The sequence below is a fragment of the Streptomyces sp. NPDC054770 genome, assembly GCF_053611985.1.
Map to the genome: position 1 here is coordinate 95,901 of NZ_JBSHBL010000024.1, position 14,674 is coordinate 110,574.

At 70.7% G+C, this 14,674-nt stretch carries 14 protein-coding genes; 1 reads left to right on the top strand and 13 read right to left on the bottom strand.

Annotated features, from left to right (window positions below):
- Positions 1–80 precede the first annotated feature (80 nt).
- Complete coding sequence (locus ACWGKQ_RS22115; RefSeq protein WP_453293651.1) at positions 81–1,280, top strand: cysteine desulfurase-like protein; 1,200 nt, start codon at positions 81–83, stop codon at positions 1,278–1,280.
- 80 nt (positions 1,281–1,360) lie between these two features.
- Here ACWGKQ_RS22115 and ACWGKQ_RS22120 read toward each other — a convergent pair whose 3' ends face one another.
- The 13 genes from ACWGKQ_RS22120 to ACWGKQ_RS22180 all read right to left on the bottom strand — a co-directional run bounded on the left by ACWGKQ_RS22120 (position 1,361) and on the right by ACWGKQ_RS22180 (position 14,618).
- Positions 1,361–2,299, bottom strand: a complete 939-nt coding sequence (locus tag ACWGKQ_RS22120; protein ID WP_453293652.1) for a glutaminase — start codon at positions 2,297–2,299, stop codon at positions 1,361–1,363.
- A gap of 36 nt (positions 2,300–2,335) precedes the next feature.
- Positions 2,336–3,751, bottom strand: a complete 1,416-nt coding sequence (gene aspA / locus ACWGKQ_RS22125; RefSeq protein WP_453293653.1) for an aspartate ammonia-lyase — start codon at positions 3,749–3,751, stop codon at positions 2,336–2,338.
- A 135-nt stretch (positions 3,752–3,886) separates the two neighbouring features.
- Complete coding sequence (locus ACWGKQ_RS22130) at positions 3,887–4,897, bottom strand: asparaginase (protein WP_453293654.1); 1,011 nt, start codon at positions 4,895–4,897, stop codon at positions 3,887–3,889.
- A 43-nt stretch (positions 4,898–4,940) separates the two neighbouring features.
- Entirely contained in the window at positions 4,941–6,380 is a 1,440-nt protein-coding gene (locus ACWGKQ_RS22135; RefSeq protein WP_453293655.1) for an amino acid permease, read from the bottom strand.
- Entirely contained in the window at positions 6,377–7,054 is a 678-nt protein-coding gene (locus ACWGKQ_RS22140) for a FadR/GntR family transcriptional regulator (RefSeq protein ID WP_453293680.1), read from the bottom strand. The genes ACWGKQ_RS22135 and ACWGKQ_RS22140 overlap by 4 nt, the downstream gene beginning before the upstream one ends.
- Before the next feature lie 183 nt (positions 7,055–7,237).
- A complete protein-coding gene (locus ACWGKQ_RS22145) occupies positions 7,238–8,074 on the bottom strand; it encodes an undecaprenyl-diphosphate phosphatase (RefSeq protein ID WP_453293656.1) in 837 nt (278 codons plus the stop codon).
- Positions 8,075–8,146: 72 nt separating this feature from the next.
- On the bottom strand, positions 8,147–8,521 hold the full coding sequence (gene crcB, locus ACWGKQ_RS22150) for a fluoride efflux transporter CrcB (RefSeq protein WP_453293657.1): 375 nt from the start codon (positions 8,519–8,521) through the stop codon (positions 8,147–8,149).
- The gene (locus tag ACWGKQ_RS22155; protein WP_453293658.1) at positions 8,518–8,898 is read right to left on the bottom strand and encodes a DUF190 domain-containing protein; all 381 of its coding nucleotides are present in this window, start codon (positions 8,896–8,898) and stop codon (positions 8,518–8,520) included. Before ACWGKQ_RS22155 ends, crcB (ACWGKQ_RS22150) begins: the two co-directional genes overlap by 4 nt.
- Complete coding sequence (gene crcB, locus ACWGKQ_RS22160) at positions 8,895–9,356, bottom strand: fluoride efflux transporter CrcB (protein WP_453293659.1); 462 nt, start codon at positions 9,354–9,356, stop codon at positions 8,895–8,897. Before crcB (ACWGKQ_RS22160) ends, ACWGKQ_RS22155 begins: the two co-directional genes overlap by 4 nt.
- Before the next feature lie 69 nt (positions 9,357–9,425).
- Positions 9,426–10,379 carry an SMP-30/gluconolactonase/LRE family protein gene (locus ACWGKQ_RS22165; protein WP_453293660.1) on the bottom strand — a complete coding sequence of 318 codons (954 nt, stop codon included), beginning with the start codon at positions 10,377–10,379 and terminating at the stop codon, positions 9,426–9,428.
- 29 nt (positions 10,380–10,408) lie between these two features.
- Positions 10,409–10,681: an ArsR family transcriptional regulator gene (locus ACWGKQ_RS22170; protein WP_453293661.1), complete on the bottom strand. Its 273-nt coding sequence runs from the start codon at positions 10,679–10,681 to the stop codon at positions 10,409–10,411.
- A gap of 223 nt (positions 10,682–10,904) precedes the next feature.
- Positions 10,905–12,464: a glycosyl hydrolase 53 family protein gene (locus ACWGKQ_RS22175; RefSeq protein WP_453293681.1), complete on the bottom strand. Its 1,560-nt coding sequence runs from the start codon at positions 12,462–12,464 to the stop codon at positions 10,905–10,907.
- Positions 12,465–12,596: 132 nt separating this feature from the next.
- Positions 12,597–14,618 (bottom strand): beta-galactosidase, encoded by a 2,022-nt coding sequence (locus ACWGKQ_RS22180; protein ID WP_453293662.1) that lies wholly within the window; start codon positions 14,616–14,618, stop codon positions 12,597–12,599.
- Between the last annotated feature and the right edge of the window lie 56 nt (positions 14,619–14,674).

Genomic DNA, 14,674 nt, shown 5'->3' on the forward strand with positions numbered 1-14,674 from the left:
TCGCTTTACGTGTCCCGAGGTCGGCACCCAGAGTAAAGGCAGCGCGACACCAGGCACTCCGCCCGACAGAAAGCAGAGACATGGCCATCGACCTCACCGCCCTGCGGGCCCACTTCCCCTCCCTCGCCACCGGACTCGCCTTCTTCGACGGTCCGGGGGGAACGCAGACGCCCCGCCCCGTGGCCGACGCCATCGCCGCGACGCTCACCGGCCCCCTGTCCAACCGGGGCACCGTCAGCCCATCCGAACTCAATGCCGAGCGCGCCGTCACGGACTTCCGCGCCGCCTGCTCCGACCTGCTGAACGTGCCCGCACACGGCGTCGTCCACGGCCGCAGCGCCACGCAGCTCACCTACGACTTCTCCCGCCACCTCGCCAGGACCTGGAACGCGGGCGACGAGATCGTCCTCAGCCGCCTCGACCACGACGCCAACGTCCGCCCCTGGGTCCAGGCCGCCGAGCGCTCCGGAGTGAGGGTCCGCTGGATCGAGATCGACCCGGAGACCACGGAGCTCGATCCCGACTCGTACGAGCAGGCACTGACGCCCCGGACCCGGCTGGTCGCGGTCACGGCGGCCTCGAACGTGCTGGGCACCAAGCCGCCCGTCCGCCGGATCGCCGACCGCGCCCACGAAGCCGGCGCCCTGGTGTACGTGGACGGCGTCCACTACGCCGCGCACCACCTCGTGGACGTGCCCGCCCTCGGGGCCGACCTGTTCGTCTGCTCGCCGTACAAGTTCCTCGGACCGCACTGCGGGGTGCTGGCGGCGGCGCCCGGGTTCCTCGAGACCCTGCGCCCCGACAAGCTCCTGCCCTCCCCCGACACGGTGCCCGAACGCTTCGAGTTCGGCACGCTGCCGTACGAGGTGCTGGCGGGCACCACCGCCGCCGTGGACTTCCTCGCCGAGCTGGACCCGGGCACCGGGGCCTCACGCAGAGATCGCCTCACCCGCTCCCTGGAGTCCCTGCACACGCACGAACTGAGACTGCGGGCACGGCTGGAGGAGGGCCTGGGCTCCCTGGGTGACACCCTCACCGTGCACTCGAAGGCCCCCGACCGCACCCCGACGCTCCTCATGACCCTCGAAGGCCGCGACGCGCGCGAGGCCCAGGCGCATCTGGCCGCGCGCGGCGTGGTGGCTCCGGCCGGGTCGTTCTACGCCTGCGAACCGTTCACCGCCCTCAAGCTCGAAGACCCCGCCCTGCGCGCGGGCCTGGCCCCCTACAACACCGCCGACGACGTGGACCGCTTCCTCGACGGGCTCGCCTCTTTCCTGTGACCCCGCCGGATCGGGCCCGGCGCCGGCCGCCTGGACCTGCTCCCGGCCGGTACACCACCGGCTCCAAAGGCAACAGGGTCCTAGAACACCGACAGACCCGTGAGAGTCGTGAACCTGTCCAGCGCCGCCACTCCCGCCACCGAGTTGCCGCGCTCGTCCAGGCCGGGGCTCCATACGCACAGCGCACAGCGGCCCGGTACCACCGCGATGATGCCACCGCCGACCCCACTCTTGCCCGGCAGGCCGACCCGGTACGCGAAGTCGCCCGCCGCGTCGTATGTGCCGCAGGTCAGCATCACGGCGTTGACCTGTTTCGCCTGGCTTCTGGTCAGCAGGCGGGTGCCGTCGGCGCGGATGCCGTGGCGGGCCAGGAAGGTGGTGGCCAGGGCGAGGTCGGCGCAGGAGGCGGTGACGGAGCACTGGCGGAAGTACTGGTCGAGGAGGACCGGGATCTCGTTGTCGATGTTGCCGTAGGAGGCCATGAAGTGCGCGAGGGCGGCGTTGCGGTCGCCGTGCTGGGACTCGGAGGCGGCGACCCCCTTGTCGAAGTCCAGCGCCGCGTTGCCGCTCTCGGCGCGCAGGAAGGCCAGCAGTTCGCCGGCCGCGTCGCCGGTACGGGTCTGGAGGCGGTCGGTGACGACGAGGGCGCCGGCGTTGATGAAGGGGTTGCGCGGGATGCCCTGCTCGTACTCCAGCTGGACCAGGGAGTTGAAGGGGTTGCCGGAGGGTTCGCGGCCGACGTGTTCCCAGAGTTCGTCGCCCTCGCGGGCCAGGTCGAGGGCGAGGGTGAAGACCTTGGTGATGGACTGCGTGGAGAACGGCTGCCGCCAGTCGCCGACGCCGTAGACCGTGCCGTCGAGCTCGGCGACCGCCATGCCGAAGCTGCGCGGATCGCAGGCCGCGAGCGCCGGGATGTAGTCGGCCGGGCGGCCGCGGCCCGGTGTACGGCCTATCTCCTCGGCGATGCGCTCCAGGACCGGCAGGAAGGCTTGGGACGACGTCATTGTCATGATCACCATTGTGCCTCCGGGCCGGTCCTGGTGCGTGCGCGCAGGTCAGGCGAGGGGTGAGCCGCTGCCGGCGACGACCTCGGGCCGCAGCAGGTCGGCGAGCCGTTCGGCGGGCAGCAGGCCCTTCTCCAGGACGAGTTCGGCCACGCCCCGGCCGGTGACGAGCGCCTCCTTGGCGATGTCGGTGGCCGCCGTGTACCCGATGTACGGGTTGAGGGCGGTGACCAGGCCGATGGAGTTCTCGACGGTGGCCCGCAGCACCTCGGTGTTGGCGGTGATGCCGTCGACGCACCGCTCGGCCAGCGTCAGGCAGGCGTTGCGCAGGTGCGTGATGCTCTCCGACAGGGAGTGCAGGATGATCGGCTCGAAGGCGTTGAGCTGGAGCTGCCCGGCCTCGGCGGCCATGGTGATGGCGACGTCGTTGCCGATCACCTCGAAGGCGACCTGGTTGACGACCTCGGGGATGACCGGGTTGACCTTGCCGGGCATGATCGACGAACCGGCCTGCACGGGCGGCAGGTTGATCTCGCCGAGCCCCGCACGCGGCCCGGACGACAGCAGCCGCAGGTCGTTGCAGCTCTTGGAGAGCTTCACGGCGATCCGCTTGAGCACGCCGGACATCTGGACGAACGCCCCGCAGTCCTGGGTCGCCTCGACCAGGTTGGCGGCGGTGACCAGCGGCAGCCCGGTGATCTCGGCGAGGTGGCGGCGGGCCGACTCGGCGTATCCGGCGGGCGCGTTGAGCCCGGTCCCGATCGCCGTCGCCCCGAGGTTGATCTCGTGGATCAGCTCGACGGCCTCGGCGAGCCGGCTGCGGTCCTCGTCCAGCATGACGGCGAAGGTGGAGAACTCCTGCCCGAGCGTCATCGGAACCGCGTCCTGCAACTGCGTACGGCCCATCTTGAGCACGTCCCGGAACTCGACGGCCTTGCGCCCGAAGGAGTCCTGGAGCACGGCCATCGCCCGGAGCAGCCCGCGCACCGCGAAGACGGTCGCGATCTTGACGGCCGTCGGGTAGACGTCGTTGGTGGACTGGCCGAGGTTGACGTCCTCGTTGGGGTGCAGGTACCGGTACTCCCCCTTCCGGTGCCCCATCAGCTCCAGCGCCCGGTTGGCGACGACCTCGTTGGCGTTCATGTTGGTCGACGTCCCGGCACCGCCCTGGATGACGTCGACGACGAACTGGTCGTGCAGCTTGCCGGCCCGTATCTCCCGGCAGGCGGCCGCGATCGCGGCGGCCTTCTCCGGCGCCAGCAGCCCCAGTTCCTCGTTGGCGAGGGCGGCGGCCTCCTTGACGGCGGCGAGGGCGTCGATCAGATGCGGATAGGCGGAGATCGGCGTACCGGTGATCGGAAAGTTCTCGGTGGCACGCAGACTGTGCACACCCCAGTAGGCGTCGCCGGGGACATCACGGTCGCCGAGCAGGTCGTGTTCGCTACGGGTGACGAGGGCGGTGGTCATGAGGGTAGGAATTCCTCTTTCGGAGGTAGTGAAGTTTTCAAGCCCGGAACTACAGCGCCCCGTCAGGGGCGCGGGGAACTGCGCGACCAGCCACGGACGACTCGCAGGCCGCCCACGACATGGCCACCCAGCCCTCTAGGCGCAGACCGAAACCGGCTCCAGGGAACGAACGGGCCGCACACGCCCGACCTCCCTGCCACCGCCGAGCAGCGCCTCCCCGGCGAACCCGGTCAGCAGCTCCGGGTCAACCCCGGCCCTCTCCAATGCGGCCGCAGCGACCGGCACCCGCGCCCGGTTCGCCCCGTCCGCGATCTTCACGGCGACCGCCCGCCCGTCCGGCAGCGCCGCGACCTCGACGCCCTCGAAGCCGTCCTTGGCCAGCAGCCCCGGCACGGCCGCCATCAACGCGGCCACGTCACGCCCCGCACCGGACGCCATCTCCGCGTGCTCCCGCATCGCGTCGGCGACCCGCGCCTCCGGTGTACCCGGCGCGGCGGACACGATCCGCGACACCGCACGCGCCAGCCCGTGCAGGGAGATGGAGAACAGCGGCGCCCCGCAGCCGTCCACGGTCGTCGCCGCCACCCGCTGCCCGGTCAGGTCATCGACGATCTCGGCGATGGCCTGCTGGAGCGGGTGCTCCGGCTCCAGGTAGTCCTCCAGGGACCACCCGTTGAGCTTCGCGGTCCACAGCATCGCCGCATGCTTGCCGGAGCAGTTCTGGGCGAGCCGCGACGGCTGCCGGCCCGCGCGGATCCAGGTGTCGCGCACGGCGGGGTCGTACGGCATGTCGGGCACGTTGCGCAGGTCGGCTTCGGTGAGCCCGGCGAGGTCGAGGATGCGCCGGGTCCCGGCGAGGTGCCGCTCCTCGCCGGAGTGGCTGGCGGCGGCCAGCGAGAGCAGCTCGCCGTCGAGGGGCAGCCCGGCCCGCAGCATGGCCACGGCCTGGACGGGCTTGAGGGCCGAGCGCGGGTAGAACGCGGCCTCGATGTCGCCGAGCTGGAACTGGACCTCGCCGTCGGCGCCGAGGACGACGACGGAACCGTAGTGGATGCCCTCGACGACCCCGCCGCGGATGAGGTGGGCGACGGGGGCGTGGAGGGGCTCACGGACGATGGGTGCGGCCGCGGGGGAACTGCTGTACATCACTGCCTGGTCTCGGGTGAGGTGGGACGGACCGGGGCGCGGTTCACGCGTCGGATCCGGTGGACGTGCGCGCGATGCGGCCGCGGATGGCGTACCAGCCGGCGACCAGCGCGGCGACGATCAGCGGCAGGCACAGCACGGTGGTGCGTCCGGCGCCGCCGTCGGCGTACATGAGGACCAGGACGGCGGCGAGGAACGCCAGCGTCACGATCTCGGTCCAGGGGGAGCCCGGCAGTCGGTAGCCGGGGCGGGTGAGTTCGCCGTTCTGGGTCTTCCGCCAGAACAGCAGGTGACAGAGCATGATCATGCCCCAGGTGGAGATGATGCCGATCGCCGCGAAGTTGAGGACGATCTCGAACGCGTCGGCGGGGACCACGAAGTTGAGGCCGACGCCGAGGACGCAGATACCGCTGGTCAGCAGGATGCCGCCGTACGGGACCTGGGTGCGGCTCATCTTCGCGGTGAACCTGGGGGCGGAGCCGTTGACGGCCATGGAGCGCAGGATGCGGCCGGTGGAGTAGAGGCCGGAGTTGAGCGAGGACATGGCCGCGGTGAGGACGACGAGGTTCATCACGCCGCCGGCCGCCGGGACGCCGATGTGCGAGAGGACGGTGACGAAGGGGCTCTGTCCCGCCGAGTACTTGTTCCAGGGCAGCAGCATCGACAGCAGGATCACCGAGCCGACGTAGAACAGGCCCACACGCCACATGATCGAGTTGATCGCCTTGGGCATGATCTTCTCGGGGTTCTCGGTCTCGCCCGCGGCGACGCCGACCAGTTCGACCGAGGCGTAGGCGAAGACGACGCCCTGGATGATCAGCAGCATCGGCAGCAGGCCGTTGGGGAAGACGCCGCCGTTGTCGGTGATGAGGGACGGACCGGGGGTGGTGCCGTCCACGGGGTGCTGGGTGACCAGCAGGAAGATGCCGATGACCATGAAGATCACCAGGGCACTGACCTTGACGATCGCGAACCAGAACTCCAGTTCGCCGAAGATCTTGACCGAGATCAGGTTCACGGTCAGGACGACGGCCAGGGCGATCAGCGCGATCACCCACTGGGGTATGTCGGAGAACATGCCCCAGTAGTGGGTGTAGGTGGCGACCGCGGTGATGTCGGCGATGCCGGTGGTCGCCCAGTTCAGGAAGTACATCCAGCCGGCGGTGTAGGCGCCCTTCTCGCCCAGGAACTCCCGGGCGTACGAGACGAAGGCGCCGGAGGACGGGCGGTACAGGACGAGTTCGCCGAGGGCGCGCACGACGAGGAAGGCGAAGACTCCGCAGACCGCGTACGCGACGAAGAGGGAGGGTCCCGCGTCGGCGAGGCGGCCGCCGGCACCGAGGAAGAGGCCGGTGCCGATGGCGCCGCCGATGGCGATCATGTTGACGTGCCGGTGCTTCAGCGACTTGCTGTAGCCGTGGTCTCCGGCGTCGACGTGACGGGACGAGGGGCGCGTCTCGTCTTTGAGGTGCTGTTCGCTCACGCCTCGGTTCCGCCTTCCTTGTGCTGGTCCGTGCGCGCGGGGCGCACGATGTGGGTGAGGGTGGTCTCGACGCGGTCCAGGTGGTGGCTCATGGCGTCCACGGCGTCGGTCTCGGAACCGTCCGTCAGCGCTTCGACGATGGCCCGGTGCTCCCGGTTGGACTGCTCGCGGCGGCCGCCCAGTTCGTTGAGGAAGGCCGACTGACGCGCCAGTGCGTCCCGGATCTCCTCGATGACCCGGCGGAACACCGGGTTCTGGGCGGCCTCGGCCACGGCCAGGTGGAAGAGGGTGTCCATCGCGACCCACGCGGTGGTGTCCGTCTCCCGCTCCATGCGGTCGAGCAGATGGGCCAGGTGGTCCAGGTTCTCCGGGGTGCGGCGCAGCGCCGCGTACCCGGCGACCGGGATCTCGATGTGGCGGCGCACTTCGAGCAGGTCGCTGGCCGCGTAGTCGCCGAAGGTGGGGTCCTCGACGGCGCTCGCGACCACGAAGGTGCCCTTGCCGGTCTTGGAGACGGTCAGGCCCATCGTCTGCAGGGCCCGCAGGGCCTCGCGCAGGACGGGCCTGCTGATCTCCAGGGTGCGGCAGAGCTCCGCCTCGGAGGGAAGCTTGTCGCCCACGGCGTACTCGCCGCGCTCGATGGCGGCGCGCAGATGCGCCAGTACCGCCTCCATGGCGCTCACGCGCCGCGGGGGCTGTCCGGCTGTCGGGCTGTCTGACAGGTTCACGGGTCAGATGTTCCGGGTTGCGGGACGAGGCTGTCAAGGTGTCGCGAAAGGAAACATTCACGGGGTGCGACGCCTGAATGCAGGCATCACACCCCGTGGTGGAGCGGTGACTCGTGGAACGGCGACCGGTCAGGCGTTGATGGTGCCCGTCGCGAGCAGGCCGAAGACCGCCAGGCCGATCACGATCCGGTAGATCACGAACGCGTTGAAGGAGTGCTTGGCGACGAACTTCAGCAGCCAGGCGATGGACGCGTAGGCGACCACGAAGGAGACGATCGTGCCGACGGCCAGCGGGGCGGCGCCCACGCCCGCGCCGAGCGCGTCCTTGAGCTCGTAGATGCCGGCGCCGGTCAGGGCCGGGATGCCGAGGAAGAAGGAGAGGCGGGTGGCGGCGACCCGGTCCAGGTCCAGGATGAGCGCGGTGGACATGGTGGCACCGGAGCGGGAGAAGCCGGGGAAGAGCAGGGCGAGGATCTGCGAGCAGCCGACCAGCATCGCGTCCTTGAACGAGGTGTCGTCCTCACCGCGCTTGTGGCGGCCCATCTGGTCCGCGCACCACATCACGCCCGAGCCGACGATCAGCGAGCCGGCGACCACCCAGAGCGAGGCCAGCGGGCCGTCGATCAGCGGCTTGGCGGCGAGGCCGACCAGGACGATCGGAATGGTCGCGTAGATGACCCACCAGGCGAACTTGTAGTCGTGGTGGTAGCGCTCGTTCTTGTTGACCAGTCCCCGGCCCCATGCGGAGACGATCCGCTTGATGTCCTTGAAGAAGTACACGAGCACGGCGGCGATGGCGCCGACCTGGATGACGGCGGAGAACCCGACGACGGACTGGTCGTCGACGGGGATGTTCATGAGCCCCTCGGTGATCTTCAGGTGGCCGGTGGAGGACACCGGGAGGAACTCGGTCACCCCCTCGACTACCCCGAGGACGGCGGCCTGACCGACAGAGATGGCGCTCATGGGATCCAGTTCTGCAGAGTTTGGTCGACAGTGCTGTAGACAGTGTTACAGCGGACGGTTGAGAGGCAAGTCCTAGCCCCAGACGGCCTGGGCGATCGCCACCCCGGCGAAGGCCGCCCCGAGCCCCGCCACGAGGCTCGCGGCGACGTTGGCGGCAGCGTAGAGCCCGGCGCCGGTCTCGGTAAGCCTGAGCGTCTCGTACGAGAACGTCGAGTACGTCGTCAGCGCCCCGCACAGCCCGGCGCCCAGGAGCAGCTGGAGGTGCGGGCCCGCCGCCCCCGCCGAGGCGGCGCCGGTCAGCAGGCCCAGGATCAGGCAGCCGGTGACGTTCACCACGAAGGTGCCCCAGGGGAAGACGGAGTCGTGCCTGGCCTGGACGGCGCGGTCGGTGAGGTGGCGGAGCGGAGCACCGACGACGGCCCCGAGGACCACCAACAGCCAGTTCACAACGACTTCTTACCCTTCACGTCCGTTTCGCCGGTTTCGTGGGTCCGGCCGACATACCGGATGACCTCGCAGTCGTCCAAGGTCACGAGCCCTTCGGTCACCAGTTCGTCCAACTGTGGCAGGAACGCCCGGACCCGCTCCTCCGTGTCCACGACGACCACCGCCACCGGCAGGTCCTCGCTCAGGGAGAGCAGCCGGGAGGTGTGGATCCGGGAGGAGGCGCCGAAGCCCTCGATCCCCCGGAAGACGCCGGCGCCGGCCAGCCCGGCCGTGTGCGCGCGGTGCACGATCTCCGTGTAGAGGGGCTTGTGGTGCCAGGTGTCGTCCTCGCCGATGTAAACGGTCGGGCGCAGGGCACGGCCGGTCAGTCTCGTCATCGCTGCCTCCGGGCGAGGACACGACGGGTCACGGTCGCGGCGCACCACACCGCCGCGAGGGCCGCGCACAGGGTCGCGGCGAGGTAGGCGAGGCCCGTGCCGGGCCGGCCGTGGTCGACCAGCTTCTGGATGTCGACGGTGTAGGTGGAGAAGGTGGTGAATCCGCCGAGGACGCCGGTGCCGAAGAAGGGGCGGACCAGGCGGTGCGCCGGGAGCCCTTCGGTGATCAGGACCAGGAACGCGCCGATCACCGTGCAGCCGATGACATTCGTCCAGAAGGTCGCCCAGGGGAATCCCCCGGTGGCCGTGGGCAGGGCCAGCGCGAGGGCGTAGCGGGCCACGGCGCCGATCGCGCCGCCGGCGGCGACCACCGCGACGACCGGTGCCTGCGCACGCCACTCGGACCGCCGCTGGGGGGTCGGCTGGACTCGGAGGCTCTCGGCTTCCGGGGCTGTCATGGTCGTTCGTCTCCTGTTCGGCACCGCCCCTGACGGGTGCCTCAGGGTACCGCCGGGCGTACCCGGCGGTCACTTCGCGGTGGGTGCCTCGCAGACCGCGACGCCGGGCTCCCAGACGCTGCCGAGGATCAGGTGCCGGCCGGTCCGGCAGACGCTGGTGGCCATGCGGAACCCGGAGTTGCCGCGGGCCAGGTGGTGGACGACCCTGCCGTGGTCGTCGAGCGCCACCACGGCGATGGTTCCGACGGGACGGTAGGGGGCGTGTACGGCGGCCCGGGCGGCGGCTCGGCGGACGGCGAGCGGGGCGCGGTGGAGGAGGTCGAGCGGCGGGTTGCGCGGGCCGGCCAGGGCGACCCAGATGAGGTCGCCGTCGCGCCAGATGTTGTCGGGCATGCCGGGGAGCTCCGCGAAGAGCTCGGCGCGACCGGTGCGCGGGCCGGTGAGCCAGTAGCGGGTGAGGCGGTATCCGCCGGTCTCCGCGACGACCAGGAAGGTGCCGTCACCGCTCACGGTCAGGCCGTTGGCGAACTGGAAGCCCTCCCAGGCCACTTCGGCCGTGTCCGCACCCGGTTCGAGGCGCAGCAGGCGGCCGGTGCCGCTGTGCTCGACGATGTCGCCGATCCACTGGTCGAGCGGGAAACGGCGGCTGGAAGTGGTCAGGTACACGGTGCCGTCGGGCAGGGCGGTCACGTTGCTCGCGAACCGCAGCGGCTCGCCCTCGACCGTGTCGGCGAGGACCCGGACGCTGCCGTCGGCGAGGCCGACACGCAGCAGGCCGCGCTCCGCGTCGCAGACCAGCAGGTCGCCGTCCGGGAGGAGGTCGAGCCCGAGCGGGCGTCCGCCGGTCCGGGCGAGCGTCGCGACCCGGGCGGTGTCCGGGTCGCCGAGCCCGTCCAGGCGCAGGATGCGGCCGTCCTCGACGCCGGTCAGGACCCGGCCGTCCGGATCCGTGACCACGTCCTCCGGGCCCCGGCCGCCGACGGCGACGTAGTGGAGGGGGACGAGGCGCGCGGGTCGGTCCATGAGTCCCATGGTGACAGGCGGAACGGGTCTCACCAGCCCTTCTCGAACATCCGGGCCACTTCGGCGATCCGGATCTCGTCGCGCCGGTAGTAGACGCGGTGGCGGATGCGCTTGGTGCGGAGCAGGCCGAGGCGGGCCAGCAGCCCCAGATGGGTCCCGGCGACCTTGCGGGAGACCCCGAGCTTGGCGGCGACGGCCCGGACGGTGACGCCGTCCTCGGCGAGGTCGGCGTGGCGCTGGGGCGGGAAGTGGGCCGCCGGATCCTTGAGCCAGTCCAGAATCTCCAGACGGCTTGCGCTCATGGCGTTCCTCAGCATCCGACCAGCCTCCGTCCCTGCCTCCTCGCAGTGTGTGTTCCCACTGTCCCGCAGCCGAAGCCCCCACGTCGGAGAGTCGGGGCGCGTTGTCCGAGATCGAACGGCGGTACGCGGTCGGCCGGTTGGGGAAGTTGCCTGAGCAACATGGTCCGGGCGGCACGGAGGGGCCCGGCCGTCCCCTAACGGCCGGGCCCCCGTCAGTGGTGGTTCAGCGGTGGCTGAACCACGCCATGGAGGACAGCGCCTTGTCGTCGTAGCCGAACAGGGCCTGGTTCTCCCAGCCGTTGCCGGAGGTGGCGTCGGTCGGGTCCCAGCCGTTGCCGGTGACGGCGGTCCAGGTCGCCTCCCAGTAGAAGACGCCGAGGCCACGGCCGTTCGGGACCGCCTCGACGATGTTCGCGACGGCGTTCATCCAGGCCAGCTGGCCGGCGGCGGTGGCCGGGTAGCCGGTGACCAGTTCGCTGCTGGTGTCGATCTGGTTCTCCAGCGAGTCGTCCTGGGCGAGGGTGAACGGGTAGGCGGTCTCGGCGATGAAGACCGGCTTGGCGTAGCGGGAGGCCACGTCGTCCAGGGTGGTCTGGGCGGCGGCCAGCGAGCCGTGCCAGTAGCCGTAGTACGACAGGCCGATCACGTCGTAGTTGATGCCGTAGGTCTTGGCGTTGTCGAACCACCAGCGGACCGTGGCGTCGTCGCCCGCGTTGGCCAGGTGCAGGGCGACCTGGGTGGCGGAGGAGACCGCCTTGGCCGCGCTGTAGCCGGAGTTGATCAGGCCGGCGAGCTGGGACCAGTTGTCGGTGGAGCCCTCGGACCAGAGCATGCCGCCGTTGATCTCGTTGCCGATCTGGACCATGTCGGCGGTGGTGCCCTGGGCCTTCAGCGCGTTGAGGACGTCGTAGGTGTGGTTGTAGACGTCGGTCTTGAGCTGGCTGTAGGAGTGGCCGGACCAGGCGGCGGGCTTGGTCTGCTTGCCCGGGTCGGCCCAGCTGTCCGAGTAGTGGAAGTCGACCAGCAGCTTCATGCCGGCCGCCTTGACGCGCTTGGCCATGGCCAGCACGTGCGCCTTGTCGTTGTAGCCGTCGGCCGGGTTCACCCAGACCTTCAGGCGCGCGTAGTTCATGCCGGCGCTCCTGAGGATGGTGACCGCGTCCCCGGTGGTGCCGGAGCTGGTCTTGTAGACCCCGCCCTTGGCCTCGCTCTTGGCCAGTGACGAGATGTCAGCGCCCTTGATCGACAGGCCGGTCGACCCGGAGGCGAAGGTCAGGTCGTCGACGTTGATCCAGTTGCCCGCGTTGGCGTCGGAGTAGACGCTGATCGTGCACTGGTTGTTGGTGACCGCGATCGAGGTGACGATCCGCACCCAGCTGCTGGTGGAGACCGGCAGGTCGGTCCGCTGCTCCGAACTGCCGCAGTTCTTGAGGGATATGTAGGCGGAGTTCTGCCCGCCGCTGGAGCGGGTCCAGGCGGTGAGGGTGTAGGTGCCGTTGGTCAGTCCCGACAGGTACTGGTAGGTCTCCACCTTGTAGGCGGAGGCCGAGTAGTGGCTCAGTCGGTAACTGCCGCTGTGGCCGCCGGACTCGGTGTAGGAGGCGCCCGTGTCGCCGTACTCCGACCAGCCGGTGGGCGTGGCCACGCCCGCACCGTCCGACTCGAAGCCGCCGTTGGTGAGGGTGCTCGCCGCCTGGGCGGTCTGGGCGGGGAGGGCGGTGAGGGCGAGTCCGGCCAGGAGCGGCAGCAGCAGGGCTCTGATGGTGCGTCTGGGATGGAACATCATCGTCCGTCGTCCCTTCGACGTGACTGGGGGTGGAGGAGAGCCCCTCCGCCCGCGGCTCTCGTGGCACGCGCGGACGGAGGGGAGTCGCGGTGGGCGCGGGCACGGCGGCCCCGGGGCCCGCGCCGTGGTTCAGCCGTCGAGTCGTACGACCCGTACGGCGCCCGCCGGGACCGCGAGGCGGCCCGCGGCGCGTTCGCCCGTCAGCAGTTCGGTGCCGTGCGCCTCCAGGGGCACCTTGGCGTCGGTGGCGGTGTGGTTGATCGCGAAGAGGAAGGTGCCGGACTCGCCGGTGCGGCGGACGACCTCGACGTCGCGGGGCAGTTCGGCGCGGGGCGCGATCCGGGCGTCCTCGGCGGCCCAGCCGAGCAGGGCGTCCAGGCCGTGCGCGTCCAGGCGGGTGGACACGTACCAGGCGGTGCCCTCCCCCAGCCGGTGCCGGGTGACCGCCGGGTGGCCGGCGGTGAGGCCGTCGGCGTAGCTCCAGACGGTCTCGGCGGCGCCCGGGACGACGAACTCGGTCCACACGTCGCCGGTCAGCTCGGAGCCGTCGGGGCCGGTCAGCCGCACCCGCTGGTCCTTCAGCAGGGGCGAGAACTCCTCGACGGTGAGGCCGAGGGTCTCGCGCAGGGTGCCCGGGTAGGCGCCCTCGTGCACCGCGTCGTGCTCGTCGACGATCCCGGAGAAGTACGACACGACCAGGGTGCCGCCGTTCTCGACGTACTCGCGGAGGTTGTTCCCGGCGGCCTCCGTCATCAGGTACAGGGCCGGTACGACGACAAGGGGATAGGCCGACAAGTCGCTTTCGGGGTGGGCGAAGTCGACCGTGAGGTGGCGGTCGTAGAGGGCCTCGTAGAAGGCGTCGGCACGCTCGCGCGGGTCGTGGTCCTCGCTGGGGCGCCACTGGAGGTTCTGCGCCCACCAGGACTGCCAGTCCCACAGGACGGCCACGTCGGCCCGGGTGCGGGTGCCCTGGATCTGGCTCAACGAGTCCAGGGAGGCGCCGAGTTCGACGACCTCGCGCCACACCCGGGTTCCGGTGCCGCCGTGCGGGAGCATCGCCGAGTGGAACTTCTCGGCGCCGCGCCGGGACTGCCGCCACTGGAAGAACAGCGCGCCGTCGGAGCCGCGGGCCACGTGGGCGAGGGAGTTGCGGGCCATCTGGCCGGGCGCCTTGGCGGGGTTGCGGGGCTGCCAGTTGACGCCCGAGGTGGAGTGTTCGAGCAGCAGCCAGGGGGCGCCGCCGGCCACCGAGCGGGTGAGGTCGGCGGCCATCGCGAGGTTGACGTGGGTGCGGCGGCCGTCGGTGATCAGGTAGTGGTCGTTGGTGACCAGGTCGACCTCGCGGCCCCAGGCCCAGTAGTCCATGGAGTCGCACTGGCTGAGGGCGGTCATGAAGTTGGTGGTCACCGGGACGCCCGGCGAGAGGCGGTGCAGGATGTCCCGTTCCATGCGGAAGTTCTCGCGGATGGTGGCGTCGGCGAACCGCTTGTAGTCGAGGGTCTGCCCCGGGTTCCCCACCGTGGGGGTCACGCGCGGCGGGTTGATCTGCGCCAGGTCCGTGTAGTGCTGGCCCCAGAAGGCCGTGCCCCAGGCCTCGTTGACGGCGTCGACGGTGCCGTAGGTGGCGGCGAGCCAGCGGCGGAAGTGGGCGGCGCAGGAGTCGCAGTAGCAGGCCGAGACGGGGACGCCGTACTCGTTGTGCACGTGCCACAGCGCGAGCGCCGGGTGGTGGCCGTAGCGCTCGCCGAGGCGGGTGGTGATGTCGGCCGCGGCCGCGCGGTAGTCGGCGTTGGAGTGGCAGATGGCTCCGCGGGAGCCGAACTCGTAGCGCACGCCCTCCGCGGTCACCGGCAGGGCCTCGGGGTGGGCGCGGTAGAACCAGGCGGGCGGCGACACGGTGGGGGTGCCGAGGTCGACGCGGATGCCGTTCTCGTGGAGCAGGTCGAGGACCCGGTCGAGCCATCCGAAGTCGTACTCCCCCGGGGCCGGCTCCAGCAGGGCCCAGGAGAAGATCCCGACGCTCACCATCGTGACCCCGGCCTCGCGCATCAGCCGGACGTCCTCGTGCCAGACGCTTTCCGGCCACTGCTCGGGGTTGTAGTCACCGCCGAAGGCGAGCCTGGTCAGGCCCCTGGGGGTGGTGTCCGGCATGGATCTCTCCCGTTTAATCGATCATTTGGGAACGTTCACACACATCGATCGTGGCG